The organism is Phycisphaeraceae bacterium, assembly GCA_019636795.1.
GTDB lineage: Bacteria > Planctomycetota > Phycisphaerae > Phycisphaerales > UBA1924 > JAHBWW01.
The window spans coordinates 475646-495761 of sequence record JAHBWW010000001.1; the positions used below are offsets into that span (position 1 = coordinate 475646).

The 20116-nt window shown below is 63.1% G+C and carries 16 protein-coding genes and 1 riboswitch; of the genes, 6 read left to right on the forward strand and 10 right to left on the reverse strand.

The genetic code is table 11. The features are described 5' to 3' along the window. Positions 1-21: 21 nt before the first annotated feature. Entirely contained in the window at positions 22-861 is an 840-nt protein-coding gene (locus KF757_02015) for a hypothetical protein (GenBank protein MBX3321746.1), read from the reverse strand. Between the two features lie 112 nt (positions 862-973). Between KF757_02015 and KF757_02020 the strand changes: the two genes are divergently transcribed. After that, positions 974-1783: a metallophosphoesterase gene (locus KF757_02020; GenBank protein MBX3321747.1), complete on the forward strand. Its 810-nt coding sequence runs from the start codon at positions 974-976 to the stop codon at positions 1781-1783. 605 nt (positions 1784-2388) lie between these two features. Further along, entirely contained in the window at positions 2389-3339 is a 951-nt protein-coding gene (locus KF757_02025) for a hypothetical protein (protein MBX3321748.1), read from the forward strand. 93 nt (positions 3340-3432) lie between these two features. Here the strand turns inward: KF757_02025 and KF757_02030 are convergent, their stop codons facing one another. Continuing rightward, the gene (locus tag KF757_02030) at positions 3433-5037 is read right to left on the reverse strand and encodes a S8 family serine peptidase (protein ID MBX3321749.1); all 1605 of its coding nucleotides are present in this window, start codon (positions 5035-5037) and stop codon (positions 3433-3435) included. 129 nt (positions 5038-5166) lie between these two features. On the opposite strand from KF757_02030, the gene KF757_02035 reads away from it, so the two are divergent. Next, a complete protein-coding gene (locus KF757_02035; protein ID MBX3321750.1) occupies positions 5167-5784 on the forward strand; it encodes a hypothetical protein in 618 nt (205 codons plus the stop codon). Positions 5785-5847: 63 nt separating this feature from the next. Here the strand turns inward: KF757_02035 and thiC are convergent, their stop codons facing one another. From thiC to KF757_02060, 5 genes are all read right to left on the reverse strand, one after another. Beyond that, complete coding sequence (thiC, locus tag KF757_02040; protein MBX3321751.1) at positions 5848-7620, reverse strand: phosphomethylpyrimidine synthase ThiC; 1773 nt, start codon at positions 7618-7620, stop codon at positions 5848-5850. Positions 7621-7965: 345 nt separating this feature from the next. Beyond that, entirely contained in the window at positions 7966-8541 is a 576-nt protein-coding gene (locus KF757_02045; GenBank protein MBX3321752.1) for a DinB family protein, read from the reverse strand. Beyond that, a riboswitch (TPP riboswitch) is annotated at positions 8529-8635 on the reverse strand. (Overlaps the previous gene by 13 nt.) 34 nt (positions 8636-8669) lie before the next feature. Beyond that, positions 8670-10691, reverse strand: a complete 2022-nt coding sequence (locus tag KF757_02050) for an alpha/beta fold hydrolase (protein MBX3321753.1) — start codon at positions 10689-10691, stop codon at positions 8670-8672. Continuing rightward, positions 10688-11482 (reverse strand): DUF2817 domain-containing protein, encoded by a 795-nt coding sequence (locus tag KF757_02055; GenBank protein MBX3321754.1) that lies wholly within the window; start codon positions 11480-11482, stop codon positions 10688-10690. Before KF757_02055 ends, KF757_02050 begins: the two co-directional genes overlap by 4 nt. Then, positions 11469-12323, reverse strand: coding sequence for a hypothetical protein (locus KF757_02060; GenBank protein ID MBX3321755.1), 855 nt, complete (start codon positions 12321-12323; stop codon positions 11469-11471). Before KF757_02060 ends, KF757_02055 begins: the two co-directional genes overlap by 14 nt. A 157-nt stretch (positions 12324-12480) precedes the next feature. Here KF757_02060 and KF757_02065 point away from each other — a divergent pair, with 157 nt between their 5' ends. Beyond that, positions 12481-13533, forward strand: a complete 1053-nt coding sequence (locus KF757_02065) for a Gfo/Idh/MocA family oxidoreductase (GenBank protein MBX3321756.1) — start codon at positions 12481-12483, stop codon at positions 13531-13533. A gap of 269 nt (positions 13534-13802) precedes the next feature. Here KF757_02065 and KF757_02070 read toward each other — a convergent pair whose 3' ends face one another. From KF757_02070 to KF757_02080, 3 genes are all read right to left on the reverse strand, one after another. After that, entirely contained in the window at positions 13803-15200 is a 1398-nt protein-coding gene (locus tag KF757_02070) for an endonuclease/exonuclease/phosphatase family protein (GenBank protein MBX3321757.1), read from the reverse strand. Between the two features lie 114 nt (positions 15201-15314). Then, entirely contained in the window at positions 15315-16259 is a 945-nt protein-coding gene (locus KF757_02075) for a hypothetical protein (GenBank protein MBX3321758.1), read from the reverse strand. 126 nt (positions 16260-16385) lie between these two features. Further along, positions 16386-17891 carry a S8 family serine peptidase gene (locus tag KF757_02080; protein MBX3321759.1) on the reverse strand — a complete coding sequence of 502 codons (1506 nt, stop codon included), beginning with the start codon at positions 17889-17891 and terminating at the stop codon, positions 16386-16388. A gap of 489 nt (positions 17892-18380) precedes the next feature. Here KF757_02080 and KF757_02085 point away from each other — a divergent pair, with 489 nt between their 5' ends. Further along, a complete protein-coding gene (locus KF757_02085) occupies positions 18381-19100 on the forward strand; it encodes a hypothetical protein (protein MBX3321760.1) in 720 nt (239 codons plus the stop codon). Between the two features lie 207 nt (positions 19101-19307). Further along, the gene (locus KF757_02090; GenBank protein MBX3321761.1) at positions 19308-20054 is read left to right on the forward strand and encodes a hypothetical protein; all 747 of its coding nucleotides are present in this window, start codon (positions 19308-19310) and stop codon (positions 20052-20054) included. Positions 20055-20116 lie beyond the last annotated feature (62 nt).

The window sequence follows — 20116 nt, forward strand, 5'->3', positions numbered from 1 at the left end:
ACGTTTGGTTGATGCTGCCTGTCAGGAACGACGAAGAGCGACCCAACCGATAATCGCTGCGAGCACCATGATGCCTGCTCCGCCACCGACGATGCCCCACATCATGCCCGATGAGAGATTCGAGAGAATGGCGCCAGCCGCTCCGGTCATGCCGAAGATCGCGACGGCGAGTGCAAGGGCGAGCAGGACGACCATGCCCAGCGCGATGCCGCCGACGACGCCCGACCATGGTCCGTCGTATGCGTCGCGCATCATCATCATGGCGGGTACTGCGCCGGCGGAAGAGACGTCCGAGTGCCCGCCAGCGGGTTCGAAGAGTTCTTCGGAGGCTGCTTGTCCGATGGCCGATCCACCGATGGCGCTGCCGCCCGATCGCCCGCCGCTGCGCGAGCCTGAGGATGAGTAGACGTCCTCGAGGAGATCGGCGCCGAGGCTGGTGTCGTCGGGCTCGCGAGTGAAGTCGAGCAGGCCGGAACCTGACGCGCCAGAATCGGCGACGAAACTGGGAGCTCCGAGTCCGCCGCTGACCTGTGTTTGGGCGCTGGGGTCGGCGTCATCGCCGGAGTCTGGTTCGAAGATGCTGATGCCGGTCTGGTCCTTGATATCTTCAACGCCGAAGACCGATCCGCTGCCGGAGGACGACATGCCGATGGGTTCCAGGTCGCCGCTGTCAGCCAGGGGGATGCCGTCATCTCCGCCACCTGCGCCAGCGAGCAGATCCACCTGTTCGACCTTGAACATGAGGCGGTCGCGGTCGCGGAACTCCTGAAGCTGTCCACTCGAGGCCAGTTGGCTGACTTCTTTGGGGGTCATGCCGAGTTTGGAGGCCGTTTCTTCCAGCGTGTAGAACATTTTCGCCATGACCGTCTCCGATAATTCGTGTGAGCCCGCAGCCGACCCTCCCAAAGGACAGGCTGCTGTTGCCAGCCGGGTCGAACAGTATACCGTGTCGCTGTCTCCGAGGAGTCCCGTCTTGAACCGATCACCCGAGCGATCGCGCCGAGCCCCACGCATCAGCCTTGAATGCTACGAGATCGAGCACCCGAGGGTTTCGCAAGGGGTGGACGGGTTGACAATTCTGCATCTTTCTGACTTTCACCTTAAACGCGCTTGGCGTGAAGACCCCAGAATGGTGGAACTCGTGGATTTGGTCGGTTCGGTCGAGGTGGACCTCGTCGTGCTGACAGGCGACTACATCGAACGCCGAGGCTCAGAGGCGGACGCGTGCGATTTTCTCGAAACGTTGAGTGCGTCGTGGCGAGCCCGGATAGGCGCGTTCGGGATCTTCGGCAACCACGACACACCGGAACTGGTCCGCCAGGTGACCGACCGCGTGCGATGGCTCAACAATGAGCGCACAAGGGTGGGAGATCTGCTGATCGTCGGAACAAGTGAACCCGAGGACCTGCTCGGAGCAATGGCGCAGGATGGCCAGGGCGGGACAGCCGACATGGGGTTTTCGATTCTGCTGGCGCACTATCCGACCCAGATCGTCCCGGCTGCTGCGATGGGGATTGATCTCGTGCTCGCGGGGCACACCCATGGCGGGCAAATACGCATCAGTCCGCGATTCTGCCCGCACACATCGTGCGACCTCGGAGCGCGGTCTGCCACGGGCGTGATTCGGCTTGGCGCGACCCTGTGCTGCATTTCGCGGGGAATTAGGGAAACAGTGGTGCCGGTTCGGTTTCGGTGCAAGCCTCAGGTTGGGCTGTACACACTTCGGCACGGAGTGATGGGTGGAGATGCCCGCGAGGGCGTGGTGCAGACGCTGGCGTGGTGAATCTGGCTCAGGGTCGTGAAAAGGGGCAGGTCGCGACAAAAGCGATGCCGCCGACCCTTATCTGGCGGCCGGAGCAGATCCTCCTTCTGCTCCCTGCTGCTTCGATCGGTCGGCGGACATCGAATCAGTCCCGTGCGCGGGCGCACGGGCTGCGGGCGGAGACATATACAAACCTGACTCGCCCAATGACTCGGTCAGGGTTAACCCTCATCCTCCTGCTGGAGGAGAGAGAGACCTGCTGGCTGCTTTTGTTCTCGAGTGCTCCTGTCCAGTTGCGTGTAGGTCGTAACACATTCCGACCCGCGATTGGGCCGACCCCGACACCATCGAGCGTCCAGTGATGCCGAACCCTCGAAGATCCACAATGTACCACATCTGCATCCCACCGTGCAACCCGAACCGGGATCTTCGTGAAAAGTTTGCACAAGGGTAAACCACGAACTGACCACAAGTTAGGACTCACTACCGCTTCAGGCGCCAAAAAACGCGAATCCGACACTCGGATCCGTTTCTGAGGAAATGTCAGTAGGAAAATCGCACGGTGCAGATTGTGGGAAACCGGTGTATGGTTGAGTAAGCCCAAACGTGAATGACGAGGTTGCCACATGTCACGGACGGATATCCGACTGCCCAAACTCTTCGTTGGCCTGCTTCTTTCGGTCCTGCTCATCACGATGGCGGGCTGCTTTCCTGTCCGGGGCGAGTTTGATGCCTTTGAGAGCGGGTTTGCCTCGCGTGCATGGAAAGTCGGATGGCGTGGCGACCGGTTCGAGAAGACCGTTGAACTGCACAGGGCGGACGACACTCGCTTTGGTTTCCAGCCTTCCATGAACGGCAACGGCGGCGACGCGATCCGTGTCACGATCAAAGAAGGCGGGCACGAAGGCACGCACCAGTTCGAGTTCAACTTCGAACGCCAACTCTACCTCGAACCCGAGATCGCCACCGCCAGCTATCTGATGCGGTTCGCCAACACGTTCAATCCTGTTGAGTCGGGCAAACTGCCGGGGTTTGCGGGCACGTACAAGAAGGCGGGGTGGGGGCCACATGTGTCCAATGGGTGGTCGGCGCGCAGCATGTTTTACCCGGCACCCAAGGGGGCTCCGATTCGTGTTGCCACGCTCGCGTACCTGGCGGATATGGAAGCCAAGGGCGGCAACTCGACTTTTTTCGACTGGCACACGAAGGGCGTCGCACGCTTTGAACGCGACCGCTGGTATCACATTGTCCAGCACGTTCGACTCAACACCGTGGCCGACGGCAAAGGTCGGCCCGACGGGATCCTCCAGGTCTGGGTCGATGGACGCGTCGCGGTGGATGAACGCACGGTCGTCTTTCGACATACCGAAAAATTGAAGATTGACCGGATGTGGTTCAACGTCAACTACGGCGGCGGGCCTGCGCCCGAGGATTACCACCTGTTCTTCGACGAGATCGTGGTGCACGCGGGCGAGCCGGGCGGATTCACACCGACCATTGGCCCGGCGATCAGTGTGCGTGCGACGCCCGTGGAACCCGCGCCGAAGCCGGTGCAACGGGTGCCTTTGCAGAAGTGACCTGGCATCCGACCATCAGCAACCCGCCACGCAACCACCCGGCATGTCTGAGATGAGGGCGAAAGCCCAAGACGATATGGACCTGCGCGGGACTCAATCTGTAAGATAACTGTCCAGAAAGATTGCAAGATCCGCTTCGGTGTGCTGGCCGTCGAGATCGAGGTCGGCCGTCAGGTCACCTTGGCCATAGGCGATGAGAAAGTCGATGGCGTCGAGCGTGTCGATGCTTTCGTCGCCGTTGAAGTTTGCAGGAAGCGCCATCTTGATAACATATTCGACCGCGGCTCGCGCGTTGACCAGGCCGTGGCCGGTCTTGGCGTCATAGCCGGGATCTTCGATGTCGGTCGCGGTGACTTCGAGTATATGCCTGACATCTTCAAAGGTGAGATTGGGATTTACACGCAGCATCAGCGCAACAATACCTGCGACCTGCGGTGTGGCAAACGATGTGCCCGCTGGCGGAATGCCGAAATCGTTGTTGCTCAGTGGTGTATGTTCGTCCCATAGCCCGTCACCCCAGGTACCAAAGACGTGTGACATCGGTGCAACAACCGAAAGCACCGGCAGTCGATCCGGGTCTGCTCCCTCAGGCAGACTGGGGTAGTATGCATTGCACCAGTTCTCGTCTTGTAGAGGACAACACGGCTCAATATATACATTCGATCGCAAGGGGTTGATGCGAGACCGGCACAACCAGTTCGTTCCCCACATGCATGTTCCGCCAACCACGATCGTCTTGGGATGTATCGCGATCCCGTTTTGAATCTCCTCTGGAATCCATCCCGCAAGAGGCGTGCATTGTGTATCATCCGGATCCTCTGTCACAGGGTCGCTCGTCATCCAGCACGGCTGAACTGAATTAACGTTTCCAGCGAGGACGACGATGATGCATCCTTGGCCATAGGCTTCTTCAATGGCGGCAACGATCTCGGGGCGAGCAGCAGGGTTGTCAGTGCAACCGATGCCGCTGAACCCCCCTTGCGACTGATCCGAAATCGAGATAATCCTGGCGCGAGGCTGTTCAAGATATCCACCCAATCCACCATTGAGTGACTGATCCCAGCCGGCGGCATAACGGATGGAGGCGGCAATCGACAGTTCACTTTGTCGACATAATGTGCCGATTGAACCTCCCCCACAAGGAGCGTCGGGGGAGTACGCGAAGACTCGAATCACAAGAATGCCGCAATCCCAGCATGTGCCAACCATTCCAATGCCGTTGGGCTCTGCCGCCGCGATCCCAGCCACGAGTGTTCCGTGAGAAGTAGCACCAATGATAAGAGGGGCTGTGTCCTCTGGGGCTGGTGTCATGACTGCGGAATCGCAATTGCACACATTTTGAGTTCCACTAGGATAATTCTCTTGAAATATCGAGACGCTCTGTGCGGAAATTCGGGACCCACCAGTCCCCGGTCTCCCCCCAAACTCAATATGGTCCAGATCGATTCCAGAGTCAATAAATGCGATGATCCGATTCGGATCCGTCAAGTTCGGCTCGGGCGGATTGTTCGGGTCGTATCCCACCATGGTCCACGCGTGCGGCACGCGCGTCGTCATCAGCCAGTGCTGCCCGCGATGAAAGGGATTGGTGCTCGCATTGGCCCAGTCCGGATTGAACATTGGGTCATACGGCTCAATCGGCTCGATCTGCCCCCAACCACCAGGCCCGCCGCCGAATTGTCCGAACGCCCCCCCCAACAAATATGGCCAAAGGTAGAAGAGTGGTCAAAATGGGCATTTTCAGAGCGGACATTGGGTTGCCTCCTGAGCCAATGTGTGGTATCTTGTCTGGAGGAATGTACCTCAAATCTGGAGGAGTTGCAAGTCATGAAAATCCGTTGTGTACAAATTGCCCTCCTCAGCATCACAACGCTGGCGCTGCCCGCCTCCGCTGACGCGGTTTTCCACATCTGGATTGAAGCGCCAGCAGAGGTACAAGCCGGCAGCACATTCACGGCCTCCGTGTGGGCTGAAGCTTCTGGATCCATACTCAATGAAGGCAATGGCGCGTTCAATGGGTTTCGCGCGAATATAATGGCTAGCGGGGTGAGCGGAGTGTTTTCGACGGCCCGAATTCCAGCCATGGCTGCATTATCGCATGGCACGCCGAGCAACAACTCGCTTCTCGATGTTATTGGCTGGAATGATTTGGTCCTTGGCTGGATTTCGCTCGACAACCCAATACATCTCTTCGAGGTGGATATAACGCTTGAGCCAAGTGTTCTTGGAGAGATCAACCTGGATGTCTTTCCAACCTCAGGGTTTCATCTTGTGACCTGGTGGCTCAACTACGAAATTTCATTGGATTGGATAGGCGACTCCGACCCCGGCTCCACCCGCATCATCACCCCCGCCACCATCCGCGTCATCCCAGCGCCCGGCGCTCTCGCGATTGTGTGTATCGCCCCATTGTGGCTATTGCAGCGTCGTCGGACCGGTGCGTGAGGGTCTGCTCTCGCGGGGGCTTGAACATGCCCCAGTTCGCGCTCGCTCAAATGGGCTAGAAACTTAAATCAACCGATCCTCTTTCGCGATCCCGTGTGCCGGTGCCGCATTGAGCTGAACGACCTGCTCTCGCTGGAGGCGGCGGGCGGTGTCGTCGTCGACAAAGTCCGAGTGGCATGCGGCCTTGCCTTCTTCCTTGGCTGGCACCTTGCCCTTGACTTTGGCTGCGAGGCGGTGGATCTCTTCGGGCGAGAGATAGCCGCGGGATTCGAGGATGCGTTGTTGCTCGAGCGAGAGCGCGTCGCTTTTGACTGGTGCTCCTGCCTTGCCGTCTTTTCCGACGCGCTCGAAGCCCTCGGCCTTGCCGCTGGCGAACTCCTGAATCTCCTTGCTGATGCGCACGCTGCACCAGTCGTGGCCGCACATGGCGCAGAAATCGGTGTCCACATCGAGGTCTTCGTCGTGATAGGCCCGCGCGGTGTCTTCGTCGAAGGCCAGTTCGAAGTGCTGTTGCCAGTTGAGGGCGGCGCGGGCCTTGGTCAACGCGTCATCCCAGTCGCGCGAGCCGGGGATGCCCAGAGCGACATCAGCGGCGTGGGCTGCGATCTTGTAGGCGATGCATCCTTCCTTGACGTCGCCGCGCTTGGGCAGGCCGAGGTGTTCCTTGGGCGTGACGTAGCAGAGCATGCTCGCGCCGTGATAGGCGATCGCGGTCGCGCCGATGCACGATGTAATGTGGTCGTATCCCGGAAACACATCCGTCACGAGCGGCCCGAGCACATAGAACGGGGCGCCATGGCAGAGGGCGCGCTGGAGTTTGGCGTTGTACTCGATCTGATCGAATGGCACGTGCCCGGGGCCTTCGATCATGACCTGCACGCCGCAGCGCCAGGCACGTTCGGTCAGTTCGCCGAGGGTTTCGAGTTCGGCCAGTTGCGCCGCGTCGGTGGCGTCGGCCAGACCGCCCGGGCGCAGTCCATCGCCGATCGAGAACGTCACGTCGTGCTCGCGCAGGATCGCGCAGATGTCCTCCCACCGCTCGTACATGATGTTCTCGCGGTTGTGCACCAGCATCCACTTGGCCAGCAGCGATCCGCCTCGGCTGACGATGCCGATGAGGCGGTTCTTGACGAACTTGAGGTGCGAGCGGCGCACGCCGGCGTGGATCGTGAAGTAATCAACGCCCTGCTCGGCCTGCTTGCGCAACGTGGCTTGGATCGTCGGCCAGTCGAGATCTTCGATCTTCTTGCCGATGATCATCGAGTAGATCGGCACGGTGCCGATGGGCACGGTCGAGTGGCGGCAGAAGGCCTCGCGGCAGGCGTCGAGGTCGCCGCCGGTTGAGAGATCCATGACGGTGTCTGCGCCCCACCGGATGGCCCAGTCGAGTTTTTCGAGTTCTTCATCGGTGCCGCTGCTGACTGGGCTGGCGCCCATGTTGGCGTTGACCTTGGTCATGCTCGCGCGGCCGATGCACATCGGGTCGAGGCGGTGGCGCAGGTGATTGATGTTGGCCGGGATGACCATGCGGCCCGCGGCCACTTCGTCGCGCACTTGCTCGGGGCTCAGGTGCGGCTCGCGCTGGGCCACGCGGCGCATCTGCGGCGTGATGATCCCGAGGCGGGCGTGTTCGAGTTGCGTGACGGGTGCAAAGCCTGCGGGGCAGGTGACGCGCAGTGTGCGGCCGAGTGCGGTCGTGAAGACGACGGACTGCGTGCCCGGGGCTTGAGATCCCTGGGTCTTGGAATGTGCGGGCTCGCAAGACGTGTCGAGGACCTCGACACTCCAACCCTGCGGCAGGAAGTCCCAGGCCGTCTTGTCGCTGGGTGCGGGCATGCCGGGCGTATCGGGGCTGGCGAACATGAGCGGGCCACCGATGTCAGGAGCCAGCGCGAATGAGCCGGGGGTGGTGGCGGAGGCTTCGGCTCCGGGGTTCATGGCTCCGTGGGTCGGCAGTTGCCAGCGTGCGTCGGGCCAGGCGGGTCCGGCGGCGCTGACGCGGAAGGCCTCGCGCAGCGTCGCGCCGCTGCGGAGCCTTGCGGTTGTCAGGTCGGCGGCCTTGCGAGCGGGGCTTGGGCGAGCAGCGTCAGTTTGATTTGTCTTTATGGGCGTGGTGGTCATGGTCTGATTCCTTGAAGCGTCGCCGCGGCGTGCGCGACGGCGGCTGTGTCATGGTTGTTCTTAGCGTGCGAGATCTAGCGACGTCGTGACCCACGACATCGCGCTGCCGGTGGGCAGCGGGCTCACGCCCAACTGCCGGAGCATGTTGATCATCTGTGCGCGGTGGTGGACGCTGTGGGTCGTGACGTGCGCGATGATGTGGGCGCGGGTGAAGCGCTGCGTCTTGCCATCGCGCTGGCGTTCGAGCACCGTGTCGAGCGGATGCGATCCGGCGATCGTGGCCCATTCTTCGTGGGCTTCTTCGGCCAGGCGCTCGAGTTCAGTAAGGCTCCTGGGTCCCTCGTCGGGCAGCCACCCGCGCCGCGGGCGACCGGCGTACGCATCGGCCCAGACCTGCATCGCTCCGATGTTGTGGGCCAGCGTGGCACGGATCGAGCCTGGCCCCATCGCAAACGCACGGTCGAGTTGTTTGTCCGTGAGGCTTCGGCACGCGGCGAAGAGATCGCGATCGGCAGCCCGGCTGTGCGCCAGCAGAATCGCGGCCACGTCGCTGCGCGTGTTGGTGGTGTCGGTCATCGGCCCGAGTTCAGGCCCGCCCATCGGCGCGCGGCCGCCCGTTGCAGCATGTTCTTCCATCGCCATCCCTCCGCCGGTCCGAACCGGATCAGGTTCAACGGGTGCTTCTCAGCGGCCGGACCCCGAATGGCCCGCCGCGCCCCGTGCGATGGCCAAGTATAGGGGTTGGCGAGCACCCCGCGCGAACTTTACCGCCCCAGCCACGCCCGGGCCGCGCGGGCGGCCTCGTCGTCGGCGTCGGGCCAGGATGCGAAGGGCACGAGATTCATCGGTGCGAGCGGGCCGTGGATCGCGCGGCCCGCGGCATCGCCCATGAGCGACACCGGCAGGATCAGCATCGAGCCGTCCGAGAGCGCAAAGCCCTGCGTCACCGTCGTCAGCCCGGCTGTCGGCTCGCCGAACGATCGCGTGCCCGCGCGCGACAGCAGGCACAGCGCCAGCGCCTCGCCGCTGCTGATCGTCCATGGGCCCAGCAGCACCGCGACGCGCGGGCCACTGCCGCCATCGCGATTCGAGTCATCACGCCCGTCGAGCGGCACCGCCAGCGCGGGCGGAGGCTGGCCCGCCCAGTCGAGCTGCACGATGCGCTGGCCGCCCCATTCGATCCACGCCGCGGTGCTCCCGTCTTCGGTTCCGACGCCAAAGCGGCTCTGGACGCGGCTGGTTTCAACCCCCTCGCCTGTGCCGACACCGTCGCGTGCGCCATCCCCGCCGCCGTCTCCGACCATGGTCATCAGCACTCCATCGCCCAGCAGCGGCTCGAGACCGAGGAGCATGGGCCAGAGATTGCCCCCGCCGTTGAGCCGCAGATCGATCAGCCACCCGCGCGGCGCGTGCGCCGCCAGCCGAGAGACCTCGTCGCAGGCCGCGCGGGCCCAGTCGCGCAGGGCCTCGGTGTCTGGCGCGTAGCAGCCGGGAACGACCAGATACGCTGTGCCATCATCGAGCACGCGGCCCCGGGGCGTGAGGGGGATCGACGGCGCGGCGGGGCCAGCCGGCGGCAGAGACTCATCAGCCTGGGGAGCCTGGGCCAGCTGCTCGGGCACATCGTCGGGAGTCGGCGCTGCCAACGCGATGAAGCGCGCGTGCGCGTCACCCAGTCGCGCCACCGCCGCCCCGATCGCCTCGTGGGCCGCGCGCTGCGGCTGCCCGGGTTCCAGCCCCGCCCGCAGGTCGCGCTCGACCGCCGCCCAGTCGTGGCGCTCGCGGCCCAGCGTGTGGGTCGCGATGGCGTCGATCGCTTCGCGCAGCAGCGCGGGCGCGCCGCTCAGCCCGAGGTGCGTGCGCAGGAACTCCTCGATGCGGTTGCGTGCGCCCGGGCTGAGGCCTTCGTGGCCGCTCAGGTCGCTGTACCACTCGGCCCGCGCGCCAGCCGCCAGCGCCGTGTTGTGCAGCGTGACGCCGTGGCCGATCGGCACCACTCCGTCGAGCAGCCCGTGCACGATCAGGACGGGGCGGCCCGTCGCGCCCGCGATCTCGTGCCTTGGCTCGCGCCAGCGGCGCAACCCGATCGCCCCGGCCGTGTACGCCGCAAAGCCCAGCCGCCGACGATGGTCGGCCAGCAGCCGCTTGGAGTCGGCCGGACTGGCCCACAGCACCAGGGCCGCAAGTTCAGCCTCCTCGGCGAACAGCGCCGTCGCCGGGTGCCCGCCCATGCTCGCGCCCCAGAGCGCGATGCGCTGGTCATCGACCTCCGGCATGGCGCGCAGGTGCGCCAGCGCCGCCCGCGCATCGTCGAGCAGGCTGCGCCGGCCCAGCGGGTTTGCCTGGCTCGATTTGCCCCAGCCTCGGTAATCGACCATCAGCAGCGCCACGCCGATCGCATCGCTGAACACCGGTGCCGCCTCGCGATACAACGCCATGCTGTCGGCCCGGCCGTGCAGATAGAGCACCGCCGGGAGTGGCAGGCGCGCCGCGGTTTGTTCCGGCTCGGCGTCCTCGAGTGGCCGGCTCGACTGCGGCAGAAACAGCCAGCCGTGCAGCCGCCCGCCGTCGGCCAGATCGATCCAGACCTCGCGCGCCCGCTCGGGCGTGTCCCAGGTAGAACGCGGTGTGCTCAGCAGCCGTGACTCGATGCCGGAGCACCCGCCCATGAGCGCGATCGCCACCAGCAGGCACAGGCAAAGCGAAGAACGCGCACCGGCCAGCTGCGAGCGCGCGCGACCCGCTGCTCGAAGCGCGGCGCGTGCTAGTGCCTGCTGGTCGCTCATCGCCCGTTCCTTTCAGCGCTTTCGAGCGCCTCGATCACCGCCAGTGTGCCCGCGAGCAGCGCTTCGCGCGCCATCCCCGGCTCGTGCCCGCGGGCAAACTCGATCGTCAGGATCGGCTCGCTGCGATCGACGCCGACAAACGAACCCAGCGAGCCGGGCGTCGCATAACCCATCGTCGGCTCGACGCGCCAGCGCGGGTCGGAGCGCGCAGCCGCAGTTGCAAATGCCGCAGCAAGACCCTCGGCCGGGCCATCGAAGTTCACGAACGGACCGCGCGGGATCGAATGACACACAAGCGTCGCGTGCGCCCCGAAGCCGCGCAGCTCGTGCAGCAGCAGCCGCGTCTCGACCTCACTGCCAGGCTCAAGCCCGCGCGAGGGCGCTGGCGCGAAGTTGAACGCGGGCCAGTTGCGGTTGAGATCGACTCCGCGCGCGTTGGTCCGCCGCCCGAGCCGTGTGCCGTCGGGGTTGATGTCGCGGATCAGCCGCACCGTCGCCCGATCCGCTGCGAAGACCAGCATGTGCCGCCGCAGGTCGTCCATCACCGCCAGCGCCTCGGTCTCGTTGCCATGAATCGACCCGACGATCAGCACCCGCACGCTGCCGCGCCCGATCGTCGCGGCTTCGATATCGCGCCCCTGCGTCGAGTGGCCGATCGTGTGCCAGGAACTGGCCGTCGGCGACGCGCTCAGGTCCGATGGCTCGTGGCTGCGCACATGCTGCCGGGCGCAGCCCCCGAGCACCGCCGCCGCCACCATCCACACGCAGGCCATGACTTCAACTGGGCGCATCAGGGCCAGTGTATCGCCCGCTACGCCCGATCGCCTCGCCGCGCCCGTTGTCGCGCCCGCACTCGGGACAGAGCGGCAAGGGCAGCCCGACCAGTTCATAGCCGCACGACCCGCAGCACGCGCGTCGGCGCCGGATTTTCTCACGCCGCCAGCCCGATGAACGCCTCACGCTGAGCACACCAAGCGCCAGCCACGTGGCAGCAAGACACCCCATGATCGTGTCGTGGGCGATCGTGGTCGGATAGTAGGTGTTGCCCGTGCGGCCCTGAATATGGTGCGTCGTGGCCAGCGTGGTCGCAGGCGAGCCTTGTCGGGATCCAGCCTCAATCGCCTCACGCATGAGCACGACGCTGCGGCCGCTGTCGTTGGTGTCCGTCGCGCTGATCCACGCGAGCACCTCGGCCGCCGCCGCTTTGTCGAAGAGGTCCATGAACTCGGCGCGGTCGAGGCGCTGGGTCTCGCCGACCGCCACCATCGACCACATGCCTGTTGAACATGTGCCCCAGAGCCCGCTGCGGCCGAAGTATCCCGACCACCGGACCCGCATCCACGGCGGATCGTCAACAACCCAGCCGTTAAAATCGAATCGCCACGCATCGCCCTGCTCGTCATACCAGCCGAAGAAGACTTCGGACCTTCGCGATGCGCAGTTGCAGTGACGCATCCCCAAGAGGTTCGATGCGAGATCGGGAATGAGCGTCGAGTCTTGAGGACGCATCATCACCCACCACATCGTATCGCCCGCGAGCACGAGGCTCAGCAGCGCGACCAAGCCCCACCGTGGTCGGCAGGGAGCACGCGGAAGCTTGGGCGGGGTGTATGGATTCGCAGAGGGTGCCATGACGCGGCCTCCTTGCCGACTCTGCATGCCGATCCGCAGGCGGGGGAAGGAAGGTTCCTCGGAATCGTGCCGAGAATCGCCAACTCATCGACCGCAGCCCGCGGCACTCCGTACAGTCTGAACACTCGAACACGAAAAAACGCAGGAGAACTCGTCCATGCTCACCGTCGGCGTCATCGGCTGCGGCTCGATCAGCAGCGTCTATCTCAAGAACCTCGCGGCATCGAAGTCCGTCCGCGTCGCAGCCGTCGCCGATCTCGATGACGCCAAAGCACGCGCCGCCGCCGCGCTCGCGCCCGGGGCGAAAGTCATGTCCACCGACGCCCTGCTCGCAGCTCCCGAGATCAACCTCGTGCTCAACCTCACCACGCCGCACGCTCACGCCTCGATCGCCCGCGCCGCGATCGCTGCCGGCAAGCACGTCTACAACGAAAAGCCGCTGACGATCAACCTCGACGATGCCCGCAACCTGCTCGAGGCTGCCCGCGCGCGCAGCGTGCTCGTCGGCTGCGCGCCCGACACTGTTCTGGGCGCCGGCATCCAGACCTGCAAGCAACTCATCGACGCCGGAACCATCGGCAAGCCCCTCGGCGGCGTGGCGTTCATGCTCTGCCCGGGGCACGAATCATGGCACCCAGACCCCGCTTTCTATTACGCGCCAGGCGGCGGACCCGTGCTCGACATGGGGCCATACTACATCACCGCCCTCGTCACGCTCCTCGGCCCCGCACGCCGCGTGAGCAGCCTCGCGCGAATGACCCACACAACACGCACCATCACCAGCAGGCCAAAGCAAGGCCAGACCATCGCCGTCGAGGTGCCCACTCACGCAACGGGCCTGATCGAGTTCGCCTCGGGCGCGATCGTCTCAGTCGTTTTCTCCTTCGATGTTCAGGCCACAACACTCCCCCCGATCGAACTCTGGGGCACCGGCGGGTCGATCCGCGTGCCCGACCCCAACGGCTTTGGCGGGCCTGTGAGTGCCTTCGCATCGTCCGCAGCCTGCGGCTCGCGCGAGTGGACCGACATCCCGCTCATCGCAGGTCGCGCGGATAACGCACGAGGCATCGGCGTCGAAGACATGGCCGCTGCACTCGCTGGTGAACGCAAGAGCCACCGCGCCAGCGGCTCGCTCGCGCTCCACGTCCTCGAAATCATGCACGCGCTGAACCGCGACGGTGTCACCGAGATCGATAGCCCCGCGGCGTGATCGAAGTCTCGGCGCTCGGGATGAACGACGCATCGGCAAGGCGTGCACTCGCAGTCATGCGAGAGCACGCCCGGGAAATCTGCGCTCAGCTGACCGATCGATCAGCCCGAGCGCGTGAGGAGGGGGCCTGCGGTGTTGTCGCGACGCTGTTGTGCAGCCGGTAGGTGGGTCGTGTGGAGGCTGCGGGTCGCATGCCCTGTCGTACCGGGACGGGGCAAGGTGGGTTGCACGATCCGATACGCGAAATCAGCCCCGCGGTTGCAGAGGCTTCACGGGTGCTGGTCGAACCGGAAATCCGCGATCAGCATGAGGTGGTCGCTGGCACGCGAGTCGGCGGCCTCGAGCCCCAGCGCGGCCAGGCGCTCGGCAGTGAGCAGCGCCGTATCGAAGACCTCGCTGAAAGTCGGTGTGAGCGCCACAGCGTCATAGACGATCAGGTCGAGCCGGCCCGGAGGAAAGCCGAGGCCGCTCAGCGCACGCCATGTCGAACTGTCCGCCCCGGCGCTGAGCATCGGAAGTTCTGCCATGCGTGACAACTGAGGCTCGGTGAGCATGTCGAGCGGGGTGCGCGAGCCGACAAGATTCCAGTCGCCGCCGATGATGACCGGGGCGTCACGCAGATCGACGGCAGTATTGTGCTGTCCGCTGCGGACTTCGGTGACCAGTTGCTCCATGCGCTGAGTCTGGCTGATGCGCTGAAGGTCTTCGCTGCTGCCGATATAGCCACAGCACTTCGGATGAATCCCAAGCACAACGATCGGACCACGCGGCGTGATGACCACAGCAGCGGCATACGAAGCGTCGTGGTTCGGGAGTGGGTGAACGGGATAGTGCGAAATGATGGCGTTGTCGCCGCGCTTGTGCACGTTCCACGCTTCGCCGCCGGGTCGCGGCCTGTGCGTGTTGAAGAACTCAGCAACCTGCGTGGCGTTCGAGTTGTACTCTTCCTGGATGAGGATGATGTCGGCGTCGGTTGAGCGCAGGAGGCGGGCGAAGACCGGGATGCGGGCGCTGTCGAGCAGGCCGGTGGCATAGGTGTTGAGGCTTGCGATGCGAATATGGCGCGCCAGAATCGGGGCCGGGGTGCCAGGCTGGATCGCAGCGGCACTTGCGGGGGATTCGGGCGTGATTGTGACGCGGGGCGGATTTGCACCCGGGTCAGGCTTTTCCGCAGGGATAGTGAGCGGGGATTCGAGAGTGTCGGATCCTTCAAGCCACACAGTGACGCCCGCAGGCCCGATGCCGCCTACAGAGGAAAGGTCGAGCCGAAACTCGTAGGTGTCCGAGGCGAAGGTAGGAGCGCTGGCGTACTTGACAGCATCCCATGTCAGGATCTGAGCCGTGTCGCGGCGGACGAGTTGGCGGCCGCGTGCGCTGAGTTCGAACATTGGACCGCCATCGGGTTGAAAAACGATGCGCAGATCAGGGTTGGTCTGCGCGCCTGCGACAAAGTTGAGGGGTGACGTGGTGCGGAGGCGAAGGTAGAGGATGTTGTCGCGTGACATACCTCCGAGTTCGATGACATCAAGTTCACCGAGAGCATCGCCGGCGGGGTCTGTGATGCTGGCGTGCTGGCTGGGCCAGTCGTTGTGCTGGCCGTCGATGATGATGGGCTGTGCGAGTGCGAGACTCTGGAGCGCACACAGAAGCAGGGCGATGAAGCGCATGGCATATCCCTCCGATACAGACAGCGTAGCCTGCAAGCAAGAAAAAAGGCCTTGAGATGGCCAGTGCCACTCAAAGCCCTTGTGTGTGCGGGGGCAATCTAAACCAATGGCGGTTTAGTCGCGTTTGGGCTCGACAACGGGCGCAGGAGCAATGCTGCCGCGTGCGGGTCGCGCGGGCGTGCGTGTCGGATCGACAATGAGCCGATCGCGGCGTGAGCGTTCGAGTTCGTCGCTGGTGAGCGTCATGGAGCGGTTGCTCTTGGCACCGACGCGCTGGGTGAGGCGTGCGGGCCACCAGCGATATCCATTGACCCCGCGATGAACGTAGTCGGGCGCGTTGATGATGAGATGGCCCTGATAGAAGCGGATGCTGGCGCCGTCGCCGCCGTTGTCTTCCCATTGCTCGGTTTCGACGTTTGCGGTGATGATGTCGATGAGGGTTTGAGCCATTTCCTGACGGGTGGGGCGGTCATCCTGTCCGCGCTGCTGCTGGCCGGTCTGCTGGAAGGGGCTTTGCCCGCCGCCACCGCCTTGACTGCCCTGAAGGACGCTGTTGAGGTCGAAGGTGGGCGCGTCGGTGAAGTCCATCACTTCGAAGAGCATGTCATTGATGTCGTACAGCTCGACGCGGCGGTTGCGGTTGAGGCGTTCTTTGGGTCCGACCTCAAACGTGCCGTAGGTTGTGAACTGCCAGGTGTTTGAGCCGGGTTCGCCATAGGCGGAGGCTGACTGCTCGAGGATGCGCTCGATCATGGTGAGCGCCGAGGCATTGCGTACGCGAAGGTTGACGGTGTGCTCCGGGTCGAGCCCGATAGCGTGGGTGTCGTCCATCCAGAGCACTTCGATGTCGGCACCAGTGACGTCGCCGATGTAGCGCATAACGTCCTCAAGGCGTTGGCCTGTGAGTTCGACGGTCATGGGGCGAAGGAGTTTGACGATCGTCTCGCGTTCAAACTGCCCGGAAATGGACCCCACCTGCGCGTGCGCGACTGACGCGACGGGCAGTACGAGCGAACCTGCGGCCAAGGCAGCGGCGATCGTAAGCAGACGTGAAAACATGAAAAATTCCTTTCGAACCACAACGGCCGAGAACGGTGTACAACACCATTCAAAACAGTCTATCGGCTTCAAACCAGTTCGCACCACTTCAAACGAAGGATCCCGTAAAAATCTGATAGTATATTGCTAGGGTGTGGCGGCCTGTCTCTGGCAGTCCCGGGAGTATTCCGCGAGATAAGACTGGACATCGAAGAAGTCGAAGAGGCCGTCGTGATTGCGATCGGCCAGAGGTAGGTGGTCGGAAAAAGCCTGCAGAAAGAGCTGAATATCGATGAAGTCGACGCTGCCGTCGCCATTGAGGTCAGCGATGCACACGCGGGTGCCTTGGAACGGTATCGCGCGAGCCAGAAGGAGGGCTTGGTAGGCGTCGATGCGGCCCGAGCCTGAGAAAGGATCCCAGCCAGAGGGGCCGATGTCCTTGGCACTTGCGGCGATGACTTGCCGGATCGTTTCAGCGGTAAGGTCGGGGCGAAGGGTGCGGACGAGTGCTGCTGTTGCTGCGACAAAGGGGCTTGCGAACGAGGTACCGCTGCGGTACTCATAGGTATCAGGAAGAGCGGTGGTGTCCCAGGTGGAATAAATGTCTCGGCCCGGAGCCGCGACGTCCATCTGAGGCCCGCCCGACGTAAACCCGACGATTTCATCGCGGTTGTTGGTGGCACCGACAGCGATGGTTTCTGGAAGGGCGGCCGGGAAGCCGATCGGGTCAGTTGAAATGTTGCCCGAGGAAGCGCACATGACGACATCGAGGGCTGCAGCATACTGGACGGCTGCTCGGTGGAGGCTGTTGGCGCTTTCGAAGCCCAGACTGATGTTGATGACCTTCGCACCATTGTCGGCTGCCCAGATCAGGCCATTGGCGAGATACCCCTCGAACGTAAAACCGAAGCGATCGACGATTCGGACGGGCATAATGGAGGACTTGTGTGCGAGTCCTGCGACACCGATTCCGTTGTTTGTGCGTGCAGCGATGATGCCGGCGACGTGCGTGCCATGAGACACCCACGAATCGTCGATAGCTTCTGTATTGCCAGAGGTGAAGTTTCGACCCTGAACAATTTGGCCTGCGAGATCCGGGTGGCTGAAACTGATGCCTGAATCGAGCACGGCGACGACGACGCCGGGGCGATTGCCGACGACGGACCAGGCTGCGGTGGCGTTGAGGTCGGCATCGACCGTTCCGGCATAGCCTCGAATGGACTGGCCAATGTTTTCGAGGGCGTATTGCTGTTCGAAGAGCGGATCATTGGGCAAGGGGAATTGTGAGCCGCCGCTTTGCTCGTCGAGGAGGTGGGCTGAACCCCGTCGGTCCTTCTCGACAGAGACGAATAGGTCCGAGAACGCGCTGAGTTGGCGGATTCGGAGATCAAGGTCGGTTGTGACAGGGAGATCAAGGAAATAGAACCGATCAAGGCCTAGAGCACGCGAAACCCCCTCGTTCTGGGGGTGAACGGCGCGATCGAGTTTGGTGACTTGCCATGAGTTCAGGAGTGCAGAGGCCACCCGGGTGGATTCGGTCGCGCGTTCGCTGGACGTGTCCAGAACAAACTGGTGGCCTTGGTCCTGGATGACATGGGAGTTTGAGGTAAGCTGGACGATGAGGCGGCCTGCGCGGTAACCATCTATGGACATTGGAGATGCAGCTTCCGACGCTTGCGGTGGCAGAACGTGAGCACTCGCCACGGAAGCAAGCACGAACGTCATAAGCAAACCCGTGAAGGCCCGCTTCTTAAAAGACCACATCCCTGACTCTCCCTCTGATGCTGCGATTGGCAACACCGAGCCGAAAGCAGTGTATCAGGGTTTTGTGGCTGTTGACAGGAGAATTTGTGGGGGTTTGAATAAATGAGCATGGCGGCATGAGGTAGTGTTCCTAAGAACAGCGACACCAACGGGTACCGAAATCGAGAAAAGCCAACCAATTTTCGTAAATGAAGTGAGAAAGGCTTGACATGGGGGCAAATTCCTGCAATTCTGTTCACATTCAAGGGCTTCAGTTTCCGGAGGCCTTTGAATAGCAGAGAGAGAGTGTAGAGAAGAGAACGAGTCGAGCGAGAGAGTCAGGTAACCAGGTCCTTGGTGTCGCAGCCTCGGGCCGCAAGAGAGAGAGAGAGACTAGACATGAGCAAGACCAAGGTTAGTGCGTTTGTAGTTGCGGCGGGAGTTGCAGCGAGCGCAACGCTCGCGGCAGACATCGAAGCGTTCCGCATTGATGCGAACAACGGCGCGAGCACAGGATCGTTCGTCGTGATGTTCGATCAGGGGGAGTGGGAAGGCAATCGTTGGACCTACACCATTGATCAAACCGTGGACATCGGTGGCGTCGGCACGCTGCAGAGCGCGACGATCATCATCGGCAATCTGGGCCGCTCTGGCGGGCAAACAGTTTCGCTGAACTTCAACGTCGCGGCTGGCGCGCTGAACACCGTCTTCTCGGTGTCGTCGGGCTTGGCCAATGCTGCGTTCCCGACCGCGATGGGTCGCGCTTCGGCTGCGGTCTCGGTCACCGATACGACGGGCAACGGCGCGACGCTCAGCCCGGACGGCGCGTCGATCTACTCGGCATACTACAACGGCCTCCAAGGGAGCCTGTTCGCGGGTCTGCTGGGCGGCCCGGTGGTTGCGGGTGCATTCTCGACGGCGACGGCGTCGGCTGAAAGCCCCAATGGCGGCGGTTACTCGGCAATCTTCGGTGCGCTCAATGACATCAGCGCCGATTGGACCTTCGCCGTTTCGTCGTTTGACATTGCATCGGGCACGAGCGTGTTCACAGTGATTCCTGCTCCGAGCAGTCTGGCTCTGCTCGGGCTTGCAGGTCTTGCTGCACGTCGTCGTCGCTGAGGAAAGAAGATCCAGGGTCCCGGCTGTCGAAGTTTCGGCAGCCGGGCTTTGAGGTTTTGAGATGGGTTTTTGAGAGAGTGTCGCTGTTACGCTTTCGGGGGTGATTTTCCGAGAGTGGAAAAAGCGGGCGGGTGCAAGGAAGGCCCGTGAACAGCGGAAGGAGAGAGTGTGAGTTTGAGCTCCGGCCCGGTGCCGGAGGAGGCATGTATGAAGGGTCATGAGAGCAGGTGGCTGATTGCAGTGGGGGTAGCAAGCGTTCTGTCAGCAGGCGCGTTGGCTGGGCCGACGACCGCGCTGCGCATCGACGCGAACAGTTCGTTGGGGAGCGGGTATTTCGAAGTGACGCTGGATGATGGCGTGACGCTTCCGGATGGTTCGTTTTTCTGGTCACTCGGCGCGCCGGTGACGATTACGGACACGAACTCGGGCATGTCGATCGCAACGCTGTCGTTTGGGTCGATCATGCTGGGCGCTTCGGGCGTTGTGAGCCACAGTTTCGTGGTTCAGGCAGGCAATGCCGCGACGAATTTTGCACTGGGCAGCGGTTTGGTGAATCTTGGACCGATCGCGAATCCGTATGGCCGTGCGTCGTCGGGCATCACCCTGACGGACACGAACGGGGACGGCGCGAACCTGACAGGCAATTTTGCTGGCGGGACCATGTTCGAGGCGTTTTATGACGCGGGTGCGGTTTTTGCGAACCTGCTCACGGGGCCTTTCGGCTTTGCGACGCCATTCGACTCAAAAGCGATGAGCGACGAGTATCCGGCTGGTGCTGGGAACTTCGCGGCCTTCACGGGTCCTGCGTCGCAGATCGGGATTCATTGGGATTTCCTGCTCAGCGCGAACGACAGCGCTGGGGGCACGAGCGTGTTTGTTGTGATTCCGACCCCGGCGGCGGCAACGATGCTGCTCGCGGGATTCGGCGTGATGACCTCGCGTCGTCGTCGGTAAGTTGAACTGATCCTTGACTGGCACCGCTGCGTTCGCGCAGCGGTGCTTTTTTGTGCGCGGCT

Bases quoted from the DNA above. Each gene is read 5' to 3' on its own strand.
- KF757_02015 (MBX3321746.1), bottom strand. From the start codon at position 861: ATGGCGAAAATGTTCTACACGCTGGAAGAAACGGCCTCCAAACTCGGC.
- KF757_02025 (MBX3321748.1), top strand. From the start codon at position 2,389: ATGTCACGGACGGATATCCGACTGCCCAAACTCTTCGTTGGCCTGCTT.
- KF757_02035 (MBX3321750.1), top strand. From the start codon at position 5,167: ATGAAAATCCGTTGTGTACAAATTGCCCTCCTCAGCATCACAACGCTG.
- thiC (MBX3321751.1), bottom strand. From the start codon at position 7,620: ATGCCCGCACCCAGCGACAAGACGGCCTGGGACTTCCTGCCGCAGGGT.
- KF757_02045 (MBX3321752.1), bottom strand. From the start codon at position 8,541: ATGGAAGAACATGCTGCAACGGGCGGCCGCGCGCCGATGGGCGGGCCT.
- KF757_02050 (MBX3321753.1), bottom strand. From the start codon at position 10,691: ATGAGCGACCAGCAGGCACTAGCACGCGCCGCGCTTCGAGCAGCGGGT.
- KF757_02055 (MBX3321754.1), bottom strand. From the start codon at position 11,482: ATGCGCCCAGTTGAAGTCATGGCCTGCGTGTGGATGGTGGCGGCGGCG.
- KF757_02060 (MBX3321755.1), bottom strand. From the start codon at position 12,323: ATGGCACCCTCTGCGAATCCATACACCCCGCCCAAGCTTCCGCGTGCT.
- KF757_02065 (MBX3321756.1), top strand. From the start codon at position 12,481: ATGCTCACCGTCGGCGTCATCGGCTGCGGCTCGATCAGCAGCGTCTAT.
- KF757_02070 (MBX3321757.1), bottom strand. From the start codon at position 15,200: ATGCGCTTCATCGCCCTGCTTCTGTGTGCGCTCCAGAGTCTCGCACTC.
- KF757_02075 (MBX3321758.1), bottom strand. From the start codon at position 16,259: ATGTTTTCACGTCTGCTTACGATCGCCGCTGCCTTGGCCGCAGGTTCG.
- KF757_02080 (MBX3321759.1), bottom strand. From the start codon at position 17,891: ATGTCCATAGATGGTTACCGCGCAGGCCGCCTCATCGTCCAGCTTACC.
- KF757_02085 (MBX3321760.1), top strand. From the start codon at position 18,381: ATGAGCAAGACCAAGGTTAGTGCGTTTGTAGTTGCGGCGGGAGTTGCA.
- KF757_02090 (MBX3321761.1), top strand. From the start codon at position 19,308: ATGAAGGGTCATGAGAGCAGGTGGCTGATTGCAGTGGGGGTAGCAAGC.